The organism is Staphylococcus sp. HMSC069E10 (assembly GCF_001809205.1).
Lineage (GTDB): Bacteria > Bacillota > Bacilli > Staphylococcales > Staphylococcaceae > Staphylococcus > Staphylococcus hominis.
The window spans coordinates 16211-35905 of record NZ_KV796483.1 but is presented as its reverse complement, the minus strand read 5'-3'; the positions used below and the strand labels follow the sequence as shown (position 1 = coordinate 35905).

Below are 19695 nucleotides of genomic sequence, written 5' to 3'. Positions count from 1 at the left end.
CTAACATAATAATTGAAAGTTATATTACTTTAAGAGGTGTAGTAAATGGGCAATTCTAAAAAAGTAGCACTTGTTACAGGTGCAGCACAAGGTATTGGTTTCAAAATAGCAGAACGTTTATTTAATGACGGTTTTAACGTTGCTATTGTCGATTTTAATGAAGAAGGCGCAAAAAAAGCTGCTGAATCACTTTCAAGAGAAGGTCAAGAAGCAGTAGCATTTAGAGCTGACGTATCCGACCGTGAAAATGTTTTTGATGTGACACGTAAAGTTGTAGAACATTTTGGAGAGTTAAATGTAGTTGTAAATAATGCTGGTTTAGGACCAACAACACCTATTCATACAGTAACACCTGAACAATTTAATCAAGTTATCGGAGTAAATGTTGGAGGCGTATTCTGGGGCATTCAAGCAGCTTTAGAACAATTTGAAAAATTAGGTCATGGCGGTAAAATTATAAACGCAACATCTCAAGCAGGTGTTGAAGGTAATGCGGGATTATCTTTATACAGTAGTACTAAATTCGCAGTTCGTGGATTAACTCAAGTTGCTGCACGTGATTTAGCTGACAAAGGTATTACAGTAAATGCATTTGCACCAGGTATCGTTGAAACACCTATGATGGAAGGTATTGCTAAAAAATTAGCCGAAGAAAATAATCAACCAGAAGAATGGGGTTGGAAACAATTCACTGATCAAATCACATTAAAACGTTTATCTAAACCAGAAGATGTAGCCAATGTGGTTGGTTTCTTAGCTAGCAGTGATTCTGATTACATTACTGGTCAAACTATTATTGTTGATGGCGGTATGAGATTCCACTAATTTAAACAACAAATATATATTATTATTTTTAAAACTGATACGCACCCCAAAAGTTGGACTTAAAATCTAACTTTTAGGGTGCATTTTTATATTCTTTTAGTAGATACTATCTGCATATTGATGAAATACTTAACCTTATTGTTTTTTTATGTACTAGTCTAATTGATGACAACGTTACCTTTCCTATAAATATAGACCAATAATGATTGGACTCATCGCAATTGTATAACTCATTAAAAATGAGTAATTAGCAAAAATAATAAGCAATAAAAGCTAATACACCTACAAGTAACAAAAAGATTTAGAGACGCAATCAAAGATAAAATACGCTTACTTAGATATTTATTAATGAGAGTGTTTTATATTTTTAAAAAATAATGATATATAGTAAATTTAAATGTAAATATAGTATATAATGTTATTAATATCTTACAGAAAGGAAGACATCAATGAGAATAAACAATATGAATATAGTTTCTGGTATCTTATGTGTATTATCATTTCTACTTGCAGTTTCGATTACATTTACAGATATGTTTTGGTATTTACCTGGCTTTTTTGTCATGCTATTGTCAGTGGTTTCAAGTGTTGTAGGTCTAATGAGTAGCAGCAAAGTATTTAATGGTATCACGTTATTTTTAACAATTATTTTCTTTCTTATTTTTTCAAGTCCATTATTACTTGCTTAGAAAAGAAAACGATTTTATATAATATTAATATGAATGGTAATCTTTACAGCTATTGGTGTACTCGCGATGTTCTTTGTGATTAAGCATCTTTCAGAAACACGGGGTCGCAATTTAGCTAAAATTGAACATGATTTATGGTGACGAACAGATGTTAAATCTGAATAACGTATATATATCGCTACTTCAATGATTTGGAGTAGTGATTTTTTATTTTTTTAAAAAAGGGTAAACATAAAAAAGCAATGTTATGAACGGAGGAATTAAGATGAAACAGTCAAAAGATTTAGAACGATTACTTAAATCTTTAGACGGACAAAAATATGGCGCTTATAAACGAATGAAAGGGATATATCAATTTGATCAATTCCATCTAGCTATCGATCATGTCCAAGTCGATCCTTTTGCGTCACCTTCAAAAATGCGTGTCATTATTGAGAAACATGAGACTGAAATTCCTAATGAATTATTAGACACTAAAGATAAACGTATAGCGACTTCAGACTTTTTAACTCGAACAGTGGATACCCAGTTAAAACATTTCAATCGTACAGTGAAAGGTTCGGGTAAAAATGGGAAGATCTTTATCGATCATCCAGGACAAGAGATACTCGAACGTACATCTGTAGTGATTAATGATAAAGAGATTGAAATACGTATTGAAGTTGGACTACCGGCAGCTGGACGTAAGATTCTAGGAAAAGCAGCAGCATATACGATAATACATGGCATTCCTCAAATAGTAGAAAAAGCGATACGATATAAAAATTTAAATCAACAAGCATTGAAAGAACAAGTTGTATTAAAACTAGACCAGACCTATATTAGACAACAACTTGAAACAGAGCATTTAGTCGCATTTGTGGCAAATGGTTCAATCTTGCCAAGAAAAAGTGGTGTTTCAGACGCTCCAATGAAAGGTGCCATTCAATTCACAAGTCCTAAGAAATTTGAACATACATTCAATCTTCCAAGTGGTCGGTCAGTCACAGGGATGGCTATTCCACAAGGGATTACACTTATTGTCGGTGGAGGTTACCATGGTAAATCGACACTATTAGAAGCGCTTGAGCGTAGTGTATATGATCACATTCAACATGACGGTCGAGAATTTGTGGTGACTCAACATGATGCAATGAAAATACGTGCTGAGGATGGTCGAAACGTTGAAAATGTCGATATTAGTCCATTTATTGATAATCTTCCAGGAAAGAAAGATACGACACACTTTTCTACAGAAAACGCAAGTGGTAGTACATCTCAAGCCACAAATGTAATCGAAGCTTTAGAAGCAGAAAGTTCATTATTATTAGTCGATGAAGATACATCAGCTACCAATTTTATGATTCGTGATGGTCGTATGCAACAACTGATTGCTCCAGAAAAAGAGCCGATTACTCCATTTTCTAATAAAGTAAAATCATTATATGAAGATTATAATGTTTCTACTATTCTTATTGTGGGTGGTTCAGGAGATTATTTTGATGTTGCTGACCAAGTGTTAATGATGGATGAATATCATTTAAAAGATGTAACAGAAGAAGCAAAAGAAATTACGAATACTGACGGCTATAAGCGAGAAATTGATGGTGAGCAGTCATTTGGAGTGCTATCTCATCGCATACCGTTAACAGATTCTTTCTCTATAAAAGGAAAAGAAAAACGTTTTAAAGCAAAAGGATTACATTCTATTATGTATGGTCATGAGCCTATTAACCTAACAGGATTAGAACAACTTGTGGATGATAGTCAGACCAATGCTATTACGGTGATGTTAGATTACTTTAGACGTCATGGTATCAATAATCAGAATTCCATAATTCAAGCAACAAATGAAATGTATCATTTAATTGAGCATGAAGGGTTAGAAGCGCTCTCTCATTTTAATGGACATCCAGGACATCTTGCCTTACCTCGTAAACAAGAATTTATCGGTACCTTAAATCGATATAGAGGATTGAAAGTGAAATAAAAAGAGTATATCTTATCTTTTTTAGTAGGCAGGTAGTCTTACTTTTAAAAAATTAAAAGTCTGATTAATAGTGAAGCATCTGAATTAATACCGGAAGAATACGGGAAACTACGAAAAAAAGATTAAAAAATAAATATTTGTAGATTAAACATAAGTAAATCATAGACTCACTTTTCTTTTTATTAAAGGAAAGTGAGTCTTTTCTAATTAAAATAGTAAAAGTATTAGAGAGTGGAACAGTAAATTTAAAATAAATTCTATCTCTCACCTTCAATATTTTAGAAATGTTTGGATATTTATCATTTGATTAATCGCGCACGATTGTTTATACTAAAATCAATCGCGAACGATAGAAAAGAGGTGCTGTGTTGAAAAAGGATGAAATGACATTAGCGAATCAATTATGTTTTTCGGCATATAATGTGAGCCGCTTATTTGCACAATTTTATGAACAACAATTAAGGCCATTTGGATTAACGTATTCTCAATATTTAGTGTTACTGGCTTTATGGGAAGAAGATAATCGAACATTACATGAGATTGGTAGACAACTTGATTTATCAAGTAATACGTTGACACCACTTTTAAAAAGATTAGAACAATCAGGATGGGTCATAAGAGAACGTTCTGAAACTGATAAACGTCAACTGATGGTGACACTTACTGAAAAAGCACACCAACAACAAGAAGCAGTTTTTGAAGCTGTAGCCGAATGTTTACCTTCAAATTTTGATAAAACGAATTATAACCAAGCAAAAGACGTATTAGAACAATTAGAACATGGTTTGAAACAACTCAATAAAAAATAAAGAAGAGGATGAGTTAAATGAAAACATACGACGTTACATTTATTGGTAGTGGACATGCAGCTTGGCATGCAGCTTTAACATTAAAACATGCAGGTAAAGAAGTAGCAATTATCGAAAAAGAGCGTATTGCGGGAACATGCACAAACTGGGGCTGTAATGCTAAAATCTTACTTGAAAATCCATTTGAAGTGTTAGAAGAAGCAACACACTATCCTGGTATTGTTGAATCACAAAATCTTAAAGTAAATTGGTCAAACTTAATGGATTATAAACATAAAGTGATTGATCCAATGGCTGGTCAGTTAAAATCATTATTTGAACAACAAGGTATTGATGTATATGATGGTACAGGTGTAATTAAAAATGAACATACAGTTGAAGTAAATGGTGAATCGATTGAAACTGAAAATATCGTCGTTGCGACAGGTCAACATAGCAATAAATTACCTATCGAAGGTAAAGAATATACACATGATAGCCGTGACTTCTTATCGATGGAAGACACACCAAAAAGTATCACATTCATTGGTGGCGGAATTATCAGTATCGAATTTGCATCTATCATGATTAAAACTGGCGCTGACGTTCATGTGGTTCATCATACAGATGAGATTTTACCAGGATTTAACCGTAATCATGTAGATAAATTAGTTGAAAAATTAGAAGATGAAGGCGTTAAATTCTATCTAAATGAAAATACAGTTGCAGTTAAAAAAGAAGGAGACGCGTTTACACTAACAACTGAATCTGGATTATCAATCAATACAGAATATGTACTTGATGCAACAGGAAGAGTTCCAAATGTTGAAGGTATTGGATTAGAAAATGTCGGTATCAATTATAGTAAAAAAGGTATTGAAGTAGATGAGTACTTAAGAACAAATGTTAAAAATATTTACGCAAGCGGTGACGTTTTAGATAAAACGATTCCTAAATTAACGCCAACAGCAACATTCGAGTCAAATTATATTGCTGCACATATTTTAGGTATGGTACAAGATGAAATTAAATATCCAGCTATTCCTTCGGTACTTTATTCGCTTCCACGTTTATCACAAATTGGTGTAACTGTAGAAGACGCAAAAGAAAATGATCAATATACAGTAAAACATGTGCCATTCGGTAAACAAATGGTATTCGAATATAAGAATGAAACAGAAGCTGAAATGTATATTGTACTAGATGAACATAAACACTTAGTAGGTGCTGAAATCTATGCAGATGCTGCCAATGATTTAGTAAACTTACTTGTATTTATCATTAATCAACGTTTAACAGCCAAAGAATTAAGTCAATTGATTTTTGCTTTCCCAGGCGCTTCAACAGGCGTGATCGATTTATTAAGATTAAACATGCTATAGGTAATAATAAAACGGTTAGTCCATGTGGCTAATCGTTTTTTTTATAAAAGAATGAAATGTTTAAATTTCTCTAAAACGTAAATAACTATATTGTACGAAAAATGAAACGTCATCTCATTTGGAGGGATTTATATTATGGGTAAAGAATTTGAATCGAATGGTGTTAAAGTAGAAATACCAGATGAATTAGAATCAGTCGTTGCGTTAGAATATTCTTTTGTAGAAGCATTAGCTAAATTAGAATTGAATGTCACAGGTATTGCTGATGACAAAGATAAAAATAACTTAGAAAATTCTATTAAACACTTAGTAGGTAACTATACATCTGTTGGTTCACGTTTGGAGCCTGATACAGAATTAATTAAAAAAGCAGAACCACAATTAATCTTAGCAGATAAAACAAGACATGAATCAATATTTGAAAAATTAAATACGGCAGCACCGACAGTATTATTAGAAAGTTTTGATGCTAACTACGATCAAAGTATTGAAACATTTAAACAAATTGCAGAACTCGTATCTAAAGAAGATAAAGGCCGTGAACTTGTTGTTCAACACAATGAAAAAGTTGAAGACTTAAGCAAAGATATTAAACTTGATAAAGACGTATCAACTATTGCTGCTGTACCAACACATGATGGCTTATATGTTCATGCATCACATTCATATGTTGGACAATTCTTGCAAAAAGTTGGTTTTAATGGTTCTATTCCTGAAGATATGGAGAACCACCTACCTGAATATATGGGTGCAGATTACTTAAAAGTAGATACAGACCGATTTGCAAGCTTCAATCCAGAACGTATATTGATTATGGTAGATGAAGATAACAAAGCAGATTATGAAAAATTAAAAGAATCAGAAGCGTGGTCAAATATTGAAGCAGTTAGAAATGATCGTGTACACGATGTAAACCGTGAACGTTGGGCAAAATATAGAGGCTTAATCGCATCAGAATTAATCTTAGAAGACTTAACAAATATTGAAGAATAATCTGATAAACCCAGCATGTTATATGTAATATGCTGGGTTCTAATTCATTTAAATAGTAAAACCACCATCAACATATAAGGTTTGTCCAGTTATGAAGTCACTCCATTGTGATGAAAAAAAGAGAACAGAGCCTGCAATATCATTAGGTGTAGCTATTCTTCCTAGAGGTGTTTGATGTATGATTTCTTCTTTTAAAGATTCTTTTGTATTTATGGTTCCTTTAGTAGGATAAACTAACCCTGGAGCAATACAATTAACGCGAATGTTATATTGTCCAAGTTCCCTGGCGAGATTTTTAGTATAACTTTCTAAAGTGGACTTAGCAATATTATATTGATGATATGGAATTATAGGTCGTTTAGTTAAATTACTTGTAATATTTATGATAGAACTATTGGATTGTTTTTTTAAATGAGGCAGACAATATTTTACTGTATTGTGAGTATATTTTAGAGCTCCTTCAAATTGGGAAAGATAATCATTCCACGTTATTTCTTCAATTATCTTACGATTTTCAGAATTAAATTCGAAAGAAGCAAATGCATTATTAACTAAACAAGTTAACTTTCCGTAATTTTTAATTATATTATCAATCATTTTTTTTACTTCAACTTCGTTTTTAATATCTGCCTTAATCGCTTCAGCATGTCCTCCTAAACTTTTACAATCTTCCACAGTTTTAAGCGCAGCTTTTTCATTTGCTAAATAATTAATTATAACCGTAGATTTTTCTTTAGCGAACGCCAGAGCAATAGAACGTCCTATGCCCCTACTGGATCCTGTAATTAATATTACGTGTTCTTTAAATGTCGTCATTATATAATCATCCTTAATTAATTATATTTCGTAAGTAGTGTATCGCTCACTTTTCTGCAATAAACTTTGTTCTATATCAACGTAAAAAACTAAATCTTTTAAATTAAAACCACCATCGTGATGCCAAGCTGCTTCTGGTAATGTCATAGAATTTATACTTGAAAAGCGGTTAGCACCTATATTAGCCAATTTTTCACACCATTTAAAGGTAGTTTCGACAGAAGCAGCTATACCAACTGTTTGTAAATAATTTTTGAATGGACTAAATATATGTACAAGATTATGAATATCATCAAAAGGCATGATACGAATAAATCTATTTAAAGGACTTGGGGTAAATTGTAATTCTTCTTGATAAATTAAAACCCAAGAAGAATCTTTATTAGTATATACCTCTCGATTATTATTAAATAATGATTTCATTTCTTCATCTTTCAATCGATTAAGACGTTCCATACTTTCATCAATTGATAATGTATGAAGAGGGTATTGAAGTTCTAACTGCTGTAGTGCACTCTTGATCATTTGAGCAAACATTTTAGGTGTTATCTTAAGTGAACTTTCTATAAATATCATTTGAGGAGAATAACAACCTTGTTGATCATAACGAATAATTTCAAGTGCGATATCTTGAGCTAGGCTTTTAACTTTATTAGGTTTTAAAGCTTCTTTACTAATAATAGCTAAACTAATTTTCTCATTATAAGATAAAAATCTTTTAGTAACAGGGATACGTTTAGAAACTTCATTTAGAGTATTGTTGTCACCATAACCAATGATAATATCTGAATGTTTAATCGCTACACGTTCTATATCAGTAACGCCTCCTTGCCAATATAGCACAGCAATACAAGCTCCAATTGTTGGATCAATTTCATTAATTATCTGAGCGAACCAACTTCCTATAAATGGTTCTGATTTAGGTAATTTGCAAATATTTCCAGATTTTACTAATAAACTACTAATTAAACTCCATAATGGTAGACCAGGGACATTTCCAGACCATAAATGCGTAACAATATCTGAACTAATAGCTTTTGAGTAACCGCCTTTAGAATTGGGGACAAATTGATTTAAAATATTGGGATTAGTAAAATCTTCTGTTAAAAAACGAGAAAGCTCATGTTTTCTAAATCTAGATAAATATTTCGTGAATCCTACTTTAATTGTTTCATAGCTATATCCAGTGATTTGAGGAATCACTTCTTCAACTTGAGAACGCCAAGGACTATTACGATCGAGTAGAATATGAATAGCTTGATCAATAACATTAATAATATAATCAGTAGAATATTCGGATAATTTTTTTTTATTCTTTTTTATTTGTAGAGCAACAGTTTCTAATTGTTGTTCGCTTAAAATAGGAACTAAACCGGTTATGTCTGCAAACTCTAATCTTTTATAATTTAGTTGCTTTTCTACAATAAAAGGAATATGTCCTAATTTAAATTCCATATTAAATCTCCTTATTGTGTAGCATTTAGAAAATCTTCCATCGCTAATGAGCATCCTTTAGCTAATGATCCTTTAGTTCTACCATGTAAAACGAAACCTTTTTCTTTATATTCTCCTATATCTTCCATTAAAATTGCTGCAACTGAATTGTAGTTAGCTAAATCATAGTGAATAAGAATACCTTTCTCTCCTTCAGATACTTCTTCCATTGTTAAAGGATTTACAATTCTACTTCGACACCAATGAGGACTATATTTAGTTGAAGGAGAAATGGTATTACCTTTATCGTAAAATTGGGTACTTAATTCTGTAACACCATACATGTTGACACAATTTTCTTTAGGAATACCAAAAGTAGTTGTTAATCGTTCGTAAAAATCATGTTGAGGTAATTCTTTGGAACGATTTTTGTAACCTCCTGTATCTAATATGCGACTACCTTTGGGTAAATGAAATTTAATGTTATGGTCATCAAGATATTCTAATAAATGTACCATACTATAAGTTGCCCCTAAAAGAGCAAATGGTTTTTGATTATCCTCTGAGTTTTTCAAATCTTTTATTAATGATTCATATTGAATACCATGTTCATCGATATAATTTTGACTATCTTTCGTTCCAAAGTTAGTTCTAGCCACTTCAAGATAATGAGCCAATGAAGAGTTAGGCATAGCTTGAGGAGTGGGGAACAAAACGCCTATTTTTATTTTCTCAATATCCGGTATGAACATCTTTTTAAAAAAAGTAGTTAATGCTAAGTCATAAACCTCTAAATCCATATGATAGTTTTTTCCTTTAATACCACTCGTTGTTCCACTGGTCATATATGTATATTTAGTATCCTTAAGTGGTATAGCGCTAAACGTAGCATATTTAAATGCATTGATTGGAACAGCAGGTATTTCTTTCCAATTTGAAACATTTTGTGGTGTTTTACCTTTAGAGATACTGAATTTTTTATAATCTTCGTTTTCATTAAATTGAAATTTGTAAATTTTTAAAGCCATTTCTGGAAAATCATCTGAATTACCACGTTCAATAAAATCTAAAACACTTTCTTTAATTTGATTAATGTCCATATATTAATCTCCTTTCATAAAAAAAGAGAGCAACAAAAAGTGCTCTCTGTGTAGTAGTAATGACAACAATTACTAAATCACTTTCCTACGTTGGTTTTAACCATAACAGGTTCAATGGTTGAAGCGACATATTAGCTTCTCTCAGCAAGTAGCACCCATAGTGATATATATTCAATCTAATATCTGTATTATATTTTAAAATAAATAAAATAGCAAAATTGTTCTTTGACAAAAAAATAAAAAAATTTTATATTTATTTTATAATAGATATAAGTACTAGGGGTGTTTATAAACTGAGATGGAGTTATCCAAACCCTTTGAACCTGAACTAGTTAGTACTAGCGTAGGGAAGTATATAATAGGTTTTTACATACATATATATACTTTTAAATGCGCAAACTATCTAGAAGGGATATGTTTGTGTTTTTTTATGTGTTTTCACTTAAAAATTCAGATAGGAGTCTAAATATTATGAAAAAATTAAAATTAGCGGATATTCTAGCAACAGTATTGATTAGCTTTATATTTGGCTTATTTTATAAAGTAGTTGGATTAATGGTTGCTGGTTTAAAACCAATAGGATTACATTTAGATCAAATTGCGTATGGATTATGGTTCGTTGCCGCAATTGTTGCGTTCTTAATTATTAGAAAACCAGGAGTAGCCTTGTTAGCAGAGTTAGCAGCTGGGGCAGGAGAAACAATATTATCTGGGGAATTAAATATGTCGATTTTATTACATAGTTTTGCTCAGGGATTAGCATGTGAATTGATATTTTTAATTTTTAAATATAAATCTTATAAATTAATAGTGGCGATGATAGCTGGAGCTACTGCAGGAATATTTACTATACCAGTAGATTGGGTATTTAATTATTTAGGAGATTTGCCTACTTGGAACGTTATATTACTTTATACGATAAGAATTATTAGTGGCACAATTTTATCTGGTATGTTTGGTTATTATATTGTAAAAGCATTAGAAAAAACAGGAGTTACAAATTTGTTCCAAAGTTCTTCGAAAAAAGATATTGATTCTTTATAATCATTAATAATATATAAAGATCAGAAAAACCTATTAAAATCTACGAAACTTTATGGGTATGATTTTAATAGGTTTAATTTACTAATAAAATACTTTAATAATTGTAAAAGTTATTCCAGATAGACAAATTGAAGTTATACATATCACTATGAAAGGTTTAAGTGCTTTTGAAATAACTTCTTTTAAAACGATATTCAATCCTAGAGCAACCATCGCCATTAACATACATACCGTTGTAATAACATTTATAATATTCATAAGTAATGAAGGAATAGGAACAAATGTATTGATAAAAGCCATTATGATAAATCCAATGAGAAAGTAAGGAATATCGATTTTTTGTTGTACTTGGCTTGAGTGTGACTTATAACGCATATACAAAATTAAGACAATGCTTAATGGAATAAGTAAAAACACACGGCCTAATTTTCCAAGTAAAGCAAATGTCATTGCCTCTGGCCCGCCAATATCTGCTGCTAAGACGACATGAGCGATTTCATGCAAACTCACACCTGTCCAAGCGCCATAAGTTATAGTAGGTATGTTAAAAATAGCCTCGATAGCTGTATAAATAAGTGCAAATATAGTTCCAACTAGTGCAATAATACCTACACTTATTGCAATGTCTTTTTCTTTAGATTTTAAGATTGGTGCTGTAGCTGCAATAGCTGCAGCTCCACATACTCCTGTACCAATACCAAGTAGTATAGAGATATCTTGATTTCCTTTAATAATTTGATTCAAAATTAAAGTTAAACTTATTGAAAAGATAATTACGATAATATCAATAAGTAGTAATTTCCAGCCTTTACCTAGAATATCTCCCATATTTAATTTTAACCCATATAAGATAATCGCAAATTTTAATAAACGTTTCGATGCGAACGTAATACCTGGACGAATGTGTTCTGGATATCCCATCACTTGGCGATATAGCATCGCAAAAATGATAGCAATAGCTAATGCCCCAATCGTATGTAAAATAGGAAATTTAGCTAATATATAACTGATCATTGCGATCATAAATGTAAACATAATACCTTTCATAAATGAAGGCTGCGTGATTGATTTCATAGTACTTTCACCTCGATATGAAATCTTAGCACGTTATTGTTATAACGTTAAATAAATAATAAGTATAGTATATATATCAAAAATGTTATATTAGACTTAAAGGAGAATGATGCATGGATCCGTATAAGGTATTAATTGAAGTAATCAAAACAGAAAGTTTTACTAGAGCAGCAGAAAATTTATATACTTCGCAGCCTTCTGTGAGTCGTGATATTAAACGTTTAGAATTAAAATATAATGTTAAAATATTTGAATTTAAATCTCCATATTTAAAACTAACTAGAGATGGCGAAAAGCTATTACAATACGCATTGCAGCGGGAAAGTATTGAACAAGAATTATGGCAAAACTTAACATCGGAATCTGAGATCATCTCAGGCACTTTAACAATTGGAAGCAGTTATACATATGGTGAATATTTATTATCAGAACAGCTTACCAGTCTTATGCAACAATACCCTAAGTTACATATTCATTTACGTGTTAATAATTCAGATTCTGTTATAAATGATATTAAACACAACAGAGTAGATATAGGTATTGTAGAAAAGGAAATTCAAGACAATGTAATAAAATGTAAGAAAATAATAGAAGACGAAATGGTGTATATTTACAAAAAATCGGTTCAACCTAGAATGGATATATGTTTCGTTAGAGAAAAAGGGTCTGGAACAAGGTTTTATCAGGAAGTAGGTCTTTCTGAGTTAAAATTAAATCCATATTTGATAGAAATTAATAATATTAAGATTATCAAACAAATGGTAGAGGCTGGAAATGGGTTTGCGATTATTTCAAAATCAGCAATTCATCCCGAGGATTATGAAAAATTAATGATAACAACTTTAAATGTGAAACGTCACTATTACCTTGCTCAACATGTTGATAAATATATTGATAAAAATATTAGAGCTGTCATTGAAATGATTATGAAGTAGAGTATGTAAAAAAGCTGGATCTTTCTAAAGATTGAAAGGTCCAACTTTTTTATTAACACTGCGGGGTGTCTTATTTATTGTTTTTTAATTCAAAGAATTTTTCAGCTACAGCTTTACCAGATTGTGGATTTTGACCTGTGATAATGTGACCATCAATAACAGCGAATTGGCTCCAGTTGTCACCTTTTTCGTAATTTGCACCACGATTTTTAAGTTCATCTTCTGTTAAATAAGGTACTTTATCTGCTAAGCCAACTGCTTCTTCTTCAGTATTAGAGAAACCAGTTACAGTTTTACCATTAATAATAGAATTACCTTCACTATCTGTAACATTTAATAGTCCGATAGCACCATGACATACTGAAGAAACTGCATCGTTATTTTCATAAATTTTACGTGTTAATTCTTGTAAATCTTTATTATCTTTGAAGTCCCAAATTGTTCCGTGACCACCTGCGTAATAGATAATATCATAATCTTCAGCACGTACAGCATCTGGTGTAAGTGTACTACCAAGACGTGTCATGAAGTCTTTATCTTGATAATATTTCCAATCTAACTCAGACATCATATCTTCTTGTAGACTTGCAGGATCAATAGCTGTATAGCCACCTTCTGGACTAATATAGTCGATATCATAACCATTTTTGTACAATACATCTGCAAAGTGAACGACTTCACCTAACCATAATCCAGTTGGACGATTCATATCAGGATATTTTGAAACACTTGTAACAACTACTAATGCTTTACTCATTGTATACCTCCTAAATTGTTTACGTAATTCATAATTACCCATTTTTAAGGAGGAATAACACATGCTAGGTATATTTTTTATATTAAAATTATAAATTAATGTGATTGAAAATAATGTTACAAAAATTGTTTAAAAACGTTAAATAGTGGTACATATTAATATACAATTTACCAATTCTATGAATTCGTAAAAGTGGCCTCACTAATCAATCGATTAGTGAGGTTTTTTGTATTCCAATAATAGATAAATTATACTTGTAGTAATCTTTAAATATAAAAAGGAGAGATAATAATGGCCCAAGATAATGGAAAATTAAATTGGTCAAGTTTAATCATTGGTACGTTATTACTAATTATTGCTGTGGTTATATTTAGTAATCCAGTGCAAAACTTTTATACACTTACTTGGCTGATTGGCTTACTCATTATGATAGGCGGTGTCATTCAACTTTTATTCCGTCGTACGGCAAAAAAACTCGTAGGTGTAAATACAAAATTAATTTTAATTAATGGTATTATCGATTTAATCTTTGGCATTCTTGTTGTATTTAATGTTGGAGCAAGTTCAGTATTCTTTGTATTTATGTTTGCGTTTTGGTTTATTTTCAGTTCGGTTATCGGTCTGTTTACCATATCACAACAACATCAATTACGCGGTTTATCAATTATTATAAATATTCTAGGCATTATTTTAGGGATTATCTTATTATTTAACCCAATGATGGGTATGATTTTTGTTTCAACATTAATTGCATTTACATTCGCAATCCTAGGTGTGACATACGTGATTGATGGTCTAGCATAATGTATTTATGTCAAACGTATTAAATTTTAAACTCTTCACTGCTGTAAAAGTGAGGAGTTTTTCTTTTAAAAAGAATATCTGTTGCGTTGAATGAAAAGTAAAGTTGATATACAGAATATGACGTAAGTATTAGAATGATAATTGATAAAACACATGAACATGTTTAGGAGGAACTATCGTGAATTACAATTTTGATGAAATCATTGATCGTCGTTATACAAATTCAATGAATGTGGAAGGCTATAAAGGTTATCTTTTTGGTAATACAGATACGTCAGATTTAAAAGATAATGATGAACTGATTCGTATGTGGGTAGCAGATATGGACTTTAGTACACCAGAAGTCGTATTAAATGCGATTCGTGAACGTTTAAATAAGAAAATTTTAGGCTACACAAACGTCTTCGGTTCTGAATATTATGAAGCTTTTGTTTCTTGGACAAAGAAACGTTATGGTTTTACTTTTCCTCAAGAGCATCTTGTATTCTCTCATGGTATTGTGGCTGGATTAATTGAACTTGTAGGTTATATTTGTGATAAGGATGATAAAGCACTAATTTTTACGCCGAGTTATGGTCCATTTAAAATGGCATGTGATAAAAATCATATTTCAACAGTATATTCTCCACTAATCAATCATCATGGATATTATGAGATTGATTTTGACGATGTACGTAAAAAAGTAGAAACAGAAAATATTAAATTATGCATTTTTGCGAATCCACATAATCCAACGGGACGTGTCTGGTCAGAAGAAGAGTTAGACACATTGGGTCAAATTATGAAAGACAATGATGTATGGCTCATTTCAGATGAAATCCATTGTGATATCAAACGTTCAGATCAATCACATGTGCCATTTGCCAAAGCTGTCCCAGATTACGACAAAATCATCACTACTATGTCTCAAAGTAAAGCCTTCAACATTGCAGGTTTGATGTTTTCAAATATCATTATTCAAAATGAATCACTTCTAAAAACTTGGAACACCCATCACTTTGGTACGGAAAATCCTCTAAGTGTGGTTGCCACGCAAGCTGCTTATGAAAAAGGCGAAGATTGGTTACAAGTAATGAATCATTATTTAGACGATAACTTTAACTATTTAGCAGATTTCCTAAAAAAAGAACTACCGCATGCAGAATTTAAAATTCCAGAGGCGACGTATTTAGCTTGGGTAGATTTAAGCTATTATATTAAAGAAAAAGATATTGATGAATCAATGGCAAAATTCTTTATTAAAAACGCTGGCGTCATTATTGAAGGCGCAGAGCAATTTGTTCATAACGCAGAGGGTCATATTAGAATTAATATTGCAGTTCCTAGAGAAGTAATGAAAAAAGGACTACAAAAAATAAAAGCGGCTTTAGTCTAAATAGAGGAGAAATATCATGGTTATTATTGAACCCTCACACATAGGTCATACACCATTTCAACAATTATTAGGTCATCATGAGGACATTATGAAGACGTGGACCGCATTGAGTGACACACTAGAAAATACTAGTGCTTTAAACGCAGAACTCAAAGAAGAGATACGCCGTATGCTAGCGCAGAAAAATGGATGCCAATATTGTAAAGCAAAAGGCAAGCCTACCGGGAGTCTAACAGATGAAAAATCAGCAATATGTATTGGATTTACAGAAGTCTATATCAAACTGGGAGATCAAATACCTACAACGTACACAGAGGTCTTAAAGTCTCATTTATCAGATAAAGAAATTGTCGAACTTATTACGTTCATCACATTTACAAATGCCCAACAACAATTTGGTGCGATGATGAAATTGCAACCTTAAATAAAAGGACTCTAGCTTAGGTTAGAGTCCTTTTATAGTTTTAATTTAAAATAACATTCCCCAAATCGTCTGCAAGGTATGGTTTTCGATAATAATAAATAAACCAAGTCCAATATAGACCACTGCCATGATCCAACGACTGAACTTCTCTACAGTTTCTCCGATTTCAGGAATAGATGCAAGCTTCTGTGCAGTAAACACTAAGACATAGATTAAAATTAAAAAGACGATTAATGTCACAATGAGTTCAGAGACACTTAATGTGACAAAGTAAGGGACAAATAATCCGATGTTATCTGCTCCGCAACTTGCGATCGTCACTAACGCAACCGTGCCAATTAGTTTAGTTAATCCGTGTTTGTCTAGTTCTTGTTTCGCTCTTTTTTCTCCTTCACAATCATCAAAAATAGCTACTTTTAATCCTAAATAGATAGGAATAAGACCAAGTAATCCTAAAATCCATTTTTCAGGCACATAATTTAAGACAAAGGCAAAGAATAAACTTACGACAATCAATGTCACAGATCCTACATATTGACCAATATAAATATTTCTATATTCTTTTTTTGTCTGTGCTCGCGCGAAAAAAATAAGCAAAATAACAAGTAAGTCGACTGCAGTTGCGATATACAATATCGCAGCAGTAATGATAGTTTGAATCATAGTTTAACTGTCCTTTTAAAAGTGATATTGAATAAAGTATAACGCATTTCAAATAAGAATTATATAGATTTTATTTTAAAATTTTCACCAAATTTTTAATGTCTACTTGCATGGAAAAAATAAAAAACAATAAATACTAAATAATTTGAAAATTCAAAATATAAAGTGTAAAATGAAAATGAAGAGATTAGAAAGCGCTTACAAATATCTCTTTATAATAAAATGATAAAAGTTCTCTTACGGAAGGAGGCGTTCATTCATGAGTGAATCATATGATTTGATTGTGATTGGTGCAGGACCTGGAGGGTATGTATCAGCCATTCGTGCCGCACAATTGGGTAAAAAGGTGGTAGTCATCGAAAAATTCAATGCTGGAGGCACTTGTTTAAATGTGGGTTGCATTCCATCTAAAACATTATTAGAACACGGGGAAAAAGCACATAGCATTCAAGTTGCGAATGACTGGGGAATGACGACGAAAGAATTAAATATCGATTTTCCTAAATTTGTACAACGTAAAAAGAAAGTCGTACAAACACTTACGGGTGGCGTTAAACAGTTACTAAAGAAAAATAAAGTAGCTTATATTGAGGGAGAAGCAAGCATTTCAAAAGACTTAAACGTAAAAGTAAATAATGAAACGTATCAAGGTAAAGATATTATTTTAGCGACAGGTAGTAAACCATTTGTACCACCTATTGAAGGATTAGATAACGTCGATTATGAAACAACCGATACATTTTTCGATTTAAAACAACTACCTAAACAGTTAGCAGTGATTGGCGGTGGTGTCATCGCAACAGAACTCGCTTCATCAATGGCCGATCTTGGGGTGAAAGTAACCATTGTTGAAGTGGCAGATGATATTTTACTTACTGAAATTGATGATACACGTGAGTTATTAAAAGCTCATTTAGAAAATCAAGGCATTAACATTATTACAAAAGCGAAAATTAAAACAGTAGATAAAACCAAAATTGTACTCGATGGTCAAGATGACGTCAGCTTCGACACGTTACTTGTCGCGACAGGTAGACAACCGAATACACAAGTGGCTAAAGATTTAAATTTAGAGATGGATGGCAAATTCTTTAAAGTGGATGACCATTATCAAACAAGTCAAAAACATGTCTATGCGATTGGTGATTTAGTCAAAGGTTATCAACTTGCACATGCTGCAAGTGCACATGGTATTCATGTAGCAGAAACACTTGCTGGAGAACACCCACCACTTGTTCGTCAAGAGAACATTACACGTTGTATTTATACACGACTTGAAGCGGCATCCATTGGCTTATCAGAAGAGCAAGCCAAAGAAGCGGGATATGATGTGAAAGTCACACAATCAGCGTTTCAAGGTAATGCGAAGGCGCTCATTAAAGGGGAAAATGAAGGAATTATAAAATTAGTTATTGATCAAACATATGGGGAAATACTCGGCGCCTTTATTGTAGGACCTCATGCGACAGACTTAATTGGCGAAGTCCTAGGAGTAAAAGCGTCAGAAGGTACCATCTATGAATTATCCGAAATAATTCAACCACATCCAGCATTATTAGAAGCGATTGGCGAAGGTGCGGATGCATACTTTGGTTCTGCAATTCACATGTAGTTATTACACTTACGCCCTATGAAAGATAGGAGGAATTGACAATGAAAATGGAAAAAGAACAAGCACGTTGGATTTATAAAACAATGAATGAAATTCGATTTTTTGAAGAGAAGGTACACAAAATTTTTAGTGATGGTCAAATCCCAGGATTTGTACATTTATATGTCGGTGAAGAAGCCGTTGCCACAGGTGTCATGTCACAACTGACTGACGATGATTATATTACAAGTACACACCGTGGTCATGGACATGCTATCGCAAAAGGTTGCGATTTAAACGGTATGATGGCAGAAATCATGGGTAAACGTGATGGTTTAGGTCATGGTAAAGGTGGCTCAATGCATGTTGCCGAAATTGACAAAGGGATGCTCGGTGCCAATGGTATCGTAGGTGGCGGTTTTGGTCTTGCGATTGGTGCAAGTATTTCAATTATTAACCAAGGTAAAGACAATGTCGCCGTATGCTTCTTTGGTGATGGTGCTGCAAATGAAGGGACATTCCATGAAGGTTTAAACTTCGCTTCAATTTTAAACTTGCCAGTTATCTTTGTCTGTGAGAATAACCAATTCGCTGAAGGTACGACACACGACTATGCAAGTGCATCTGAAACGATTGCAGAACGTGCTTCTGCATATAATATGCCAGGCGTACGTGTAGATGGCATGGATGTCTTAGAGGTTTATAAAGCAACACAAGAAGCAGTAGACCGCGCTAAAAAAGGGGAAGGACCTACATTAATCGAATGTGATACGTATCGTAAATATGGTCACTTTGAAGGTGACGAACAAAAAGTTAAATCACCAGATGATCGTAATGCGGATAAAAATGCCACTGTAGAATTCAGAAAACAAGCGATTGAAGAAGGTTGGTTAACTGAAGAAGAAGCAGATGATATTGAAAACACAGCTGAACAAGCCGTAGAAGATGCTGTGAAATTTGCGGACGAAAGTGAATTACCAGATGAAGATTCACTATACAAAGATGTTTTTGCATAACAAACCTTTAAAGCAC

General features: G+C 32.3%; 19 protein-coding genes and 2 riboswitches. Of the genes, 13 read left to right on the top strand and 6 right to left on the bottom strand.

From position 1 onward, the window contains the following. Positions 1–45: 45 nt before the first annotated feature. The 6 genes from HMPREF2561_RS06220 to HMPREF2561_RS06195 all read left to right on the top strand — a co-directional run bounded on the left by HMPREF2561_RS06220 (position 46) and on the right by HMPREF2561_RS06195 (position 6646). Positions 46–825, top strand: a complete 780-nt coding sequence (locus tag HMPREF2561_RS06220) for a (S)-acetoin forming diacetyl reductase (protein WP_070468554.1) — start codon at positions 46–48, stop codon at positions 823–825. Positions 826–1274: 449 nt separating this feature from the next. After that, a complete protein-coding gene (locus HMPREF2561_RS06215; protein ID WP_017174751.1) occupies positions 1275–1514 on the top strand; it encodes a hypothetical protein in 240 nt (79 codons plus the stop codon). Between the two features lie 265 nt (positions 1515–1779). Then, on the top strand, positions 1780–3483 hold the full coding sequence (locus HMPREF2561_RS06210) for an ABC-ATPase domain-containing protein (protein WP_070468552.1): 1704 nt from the start codon (positions 1780–1782) through the stop codon (positions 3481–3483). A 368-nt stretch (positions 3484–3851) separates the two neighbouring features. Then, positions 3852–4292, top strand: coding sequence for a MarR family winged helix-turn-helix transcriptional regulator (locus HMPREF2561_RS06205; protein WP_048761099.1), 441 nt, complete (start codon positions 3852–3854; stop codon positions 4290–4292). A gap of 17 nt (positions 4293–4309) precedes the next feature. After that, complete coding sequence (locus tag HMPREF2561_RS06200) at positions 4310–5653, top strand: dihydrolipoyl dehydrogenase family protein (protein ID WP_070436541.1); 1344 nt, start codon at positions 4310–4312, stop codon at positions 5651–5653. A gap of 135 nt (positions 5654–5788) precedes the next feature. Further along, entirely contained in the window at positions 5789–6646 is an 858-nt protein-coding gene (locus tag HMPREF2561_RS06195; RefSeq protein ID WP_017174755.1) for an ABC transporter substrate-binding protein, read from the top strand. 48 nt (positions 6647–6694) lie between these two features. Here HMPREF2561_RS06195 and HMPREF2561_RS06190 read toward each other — a convergent pair whose 3' ends face one another. The 3 genes from HMPREF2561_RS06190 to HMPREF2561_RS06180 are packed head-to-tail and all read right to left on the bottom strand — an operon-like array spanning position 6695 to position 9996. Next, on the bottom strand, positions 6695–7462 hold the full coding sequence (locus HMPREF2561_RS06190) for an SDR family oxidoreductase (RefSeq protein ID WP_017174756.1): 768 nt from the start codon (positions 7460–7462) through the stop codon (positions 6695–6697). 21 nt (positions 7463–7483) lie between these two features. Further along, entirely contained in the window at positions 7484–8917 is a 1434-nt protein-coding gene (locus tag HMPREF2561_RS06185) for an acyl-CoA reductase (protein ID WP_070436540.1), read from the bottom strand. An 11-nt stretch (positions 8918–8928) separates the two neighbouring features. After that, complete coding sequence (locus HMPREF2561_RS06180; protein ID WP_017174758.1) at positions 8929–9996, bottom strand: LuxE/PaaK family acyltransferase; 1068 nt, start codon at positions 9994–9996, stop codon at positions 8929–8931. Between the two features lie 65 nt (positions 9997–10061). Beyond that, a riboswitch (TPP riboswitch) is annotated at positions 10062–10165 on the bottom strand. A gap of 99 nt (positions 10166–10264) precedes the next feature. Beyond that, a riboswitch (TPP riboswitch) is annotated at positions 10265–10363 on the top strand. Positions 10364–10467: 104 nt separating this feature from the next. Here HMPREF2561_RS06180 and HMPREF2561_RS06175 point away from each other — a divergent pair. Further along, a complete protein-coding gene (locus HMPREF2561_RS06175) occupies positions 10468–11040 on the top strand; it encodes an ECF transporter S component (protein WP_017174759.1) in 573 nt (190 codons plus the stop codon). 81 nt (positions 11041–11121) lie between these two features. Here HMPREF2561_RS06175 and HMPREF2561_RS06170 read toward each other — a convergent pair whose 3' ends face one another. Continuing rightward, the gene (locus tag HMPREF2561_RS06170) at positions 11122–12114 is read right to left on the bottom strand and encodes a YeiH family protein (protein WP_049420678.1); all 993 of its coding nucleotides are present in this window, start codon (positions 12112–12114) and stop codon (positions 11122–11124) included. Positions 12115–12227: 113 nt separating this feature from the next. On the opposite strand from HMPREF2561_RS06170, the gene HMPREF2561_RS06165 reads away from it, so the two are divergent. After that, positions 12228–13049, top strand: a complete 822-nt coding sequence (locus HMPREF2561_RS06165) for a LysR family transcriptional regulator (RefSeq protein WP_002454638.1) — start codon at positions 12228–12230, stop codon at positions 13047–13049. A 70-nt stretch (positions 13050–13119) separates the two neighbouring features. Here the strand turns inward: HMPREF2561_RS06165 and HMPREF2561_RS06160 are convergent, their stop codons facing one another. After that, on the bottom strand, positions 13120–13806 hold the full coding sequence (locus HMPREF2561_RS06160) for a type 1 glutamine amidotransferase domain-containing protein (protein WP_017174761.1): 687 nt from the start codon (positions 13804–13806) through the stop codon (positions 13120–13122). A gap of 291 nt (positions 13807–14097) precedes the next feature. Between HMPREF2561_RS06160 and HMPREF2561_RS06155 the strand changes: the two genes are divergently transcribed. The 3 genes from HMPREF2561_RS06155 (at position 14098) to HMPREF2561_RS06145 (ending at position 16409) form a co-directional block, all read left to right on the top strand. Then, positions 14098–14610: a DUF308 domain-containing protein gene (locus HMPREF2561_RS06155; protein ID WP_017174762.1), complete on the top strand. Its 513-nt coding sequence runs from the start codon at positions 14098–14100 to the stop codon at positions 14608–14610. Between the two features lie 178 nt (positions 14611–14788). Further along, entirely contained in the window at positions 14789–15985 is a 1197-nt protein-coding gene (locus tag HMPREF2561_RS06150; RefSeq protein WP_070443474.1) for a 3M3SH-releasing C-S lyase, read from the top strand. Positions 15986–16001: 16 nt separating this feature from the next. Beyond that, positions 16002–16409 carry a carboxymuconolactone decarboxylase family protein gene (locus tag HMPREF2561_RS06145; protein WP_070443476.1) on the top strand — a complete coding sequence of 136 codons (408 nt, stop codon included), beginning with the start codon at positions 16002–16004 and terminating at the stop codon, positions 16407–16409. Positions 16410–16454: 45 nt separating this feature from the next. Here the strand turns inward: HMPREF2561_RS06145 and HMPREF2561_RS06140 are convergent, their stop codons facing one another. Further along, positions 16455–17072, bottom strand: a complete 618-nt coding sequence (locus tag HMPREF2561_RS06140; protein ID WP_002449206.1) for a CadD family cadmium resistance transporter — start codon at positions 17070–17072, stop codon at positions 16455–16457. A gap of 259 nt (positions 17073–17331) precedes the next feature. Here HMPREF2561_RS06140 and lpdA point away from each other — a divergent pair, with 259 nt between their 5' ends. Together lpdA and HMPREF2561_RS06130 are read left to right on the top strand one after the other, a co-directional pair. Further along, positions 17332–18684 (top strand): dihydrolipoyl dehydrogenase, encoded by a 1353-nt coding sequence (lpdA, locus tag HMPREF2561_RS06135; protein WP_070468550.1) that lies wholly within the window; start codon positions 17332–17334, stop codon positions 18682–18684. A 41-nt stretch (positions 18685–18725) separates the two neighbouring features. Next, complete coding sequence (locus HMPREF2561_RS06130) at positions 18726–19679, top strand: thiamine pyrophosphate-dependent dehydrogenase E1 component subunit alpha (RefSeq protein ID WP_002454646.1); 954 nt, start codon at positions 18726–18728, stop codon at positions 19677–19679. Positions 19680–19695: the final 16 nt, after the last annotated feature.

Coding starts and splice junctions, on each gene's coding strand:
- HMPREF2561_RS06190 (WP_017174756.1), bottom strand. CDS start 7,462: ATGACGACATTTAAAGAACACGTAATATTAATTACAGGATCCAGTAGG.
- HMPREF2561_RS06220 (WP_070468554.1), top strand. CDS start 46: ATGGGCAATTCTAAAAAAGTAGCACTTGTTACAGGTGCAGCACAAGGT.
- HMPREF2561_RS06130 (WP_002454646.1), top strand. CDS start 18,726: ATGAAAATGGAAAAAGAACAAGCACGTTGGATTTATAAAACAATGAAT.
- HMPREF2561_RS06200 (WP_070436541.1), top strand. CDS start 4,310: ATGAAAACATACGACGTTACATTTATTGGTAGTGGACATGCAGCTTGG.
- lpdA (WP_070468550.1), top strand. CDS start 17,332: ATGAGTGAATCATATGATTTGATTGTGATTGGTGCAGGACCTGGAGGG.
- HMPREF2561_RS06180 (WP_017174758.1), bottom strand. CDS start 9,996: ATGGACATTAATCAAATTAAAGAAAGTGTTTTAGATTTTATTGAACGT.
- HMPREF2561_RS06160 (WP_017174761.1), bottom strand. CDS start 13,806: ATGAGTAAAGCATTAGTAGTTGTTACAAGTGTTTCAAAATATCCTGAT.
- HMPREF2561_RS06195 (WP_017174755.1), top strand. CDS start 5,789: ATGGGTAAAGAATTTGAATCGAATGGTGTTAAAGTAGAAATACCAGAT.
- HMPREF2561_RS06215 (WP_017174751.1), top strand. CDS start 1,275: ATGAGAATAAACAATATGAATATAGTTTCTGGTATCTTATGTGTATTA.
- HMPREF2561_RS06185 (WP_070436540.1), bottom strand. CDS start 8,917: ATGGAATTTAAATTAGGACATATTCCTTTTATTGTAGAAAAGCAACTA.
- HMPREF2561_RS06165 (WP_002454638.1), top strand. CDS start 12,228: ATGGATCCGTATAAGGTATTAATTGAAGTAATCAAAACAGAAAGTTTT.
- HMPREF2561_RS06210 (WP_070468552.1), top strand. CDS start 1,780: ATGAAACAGTCAAAAGATTTAGAACGATTACTTAAATCTTTAGACGGA.
- HMPREF2561_RS06140 (WP_002449206.1), bottom strand. CDS start 17,072: ATGATTCAAACTATCATTACTGCTGCGATATTGTATATCGCAACTGCA.
- HMPREF2561_RS06170 (WP_049420678.1), bottom strand. CDS start 12,114: ATGAAATCAATCACGCAGCCTTCATTTATGAAAGGTATTATGTTTACA.
- HMPREF2561_RS06155 (WP_017174762.1), top strand. CDS start 14,098: ATGGCCCAAGATAATGGAAAATTAAATTGGTCAAGTTTAATCATTGGT.
- HMPREF2561_RS06145 (WP_070443476.1), top strand. CDS start 16,002: ATGGTTATTATTGAACCCTCACACATAGGTCATACACCATTTCAACAA.
- HMPREF2561_RS06175 (WP_017174759.1), top strand. CDS start 10,468: ATGAAAAAATTAAAATTAGCGGATATTCTAGCAACAGTATTGATTAGC.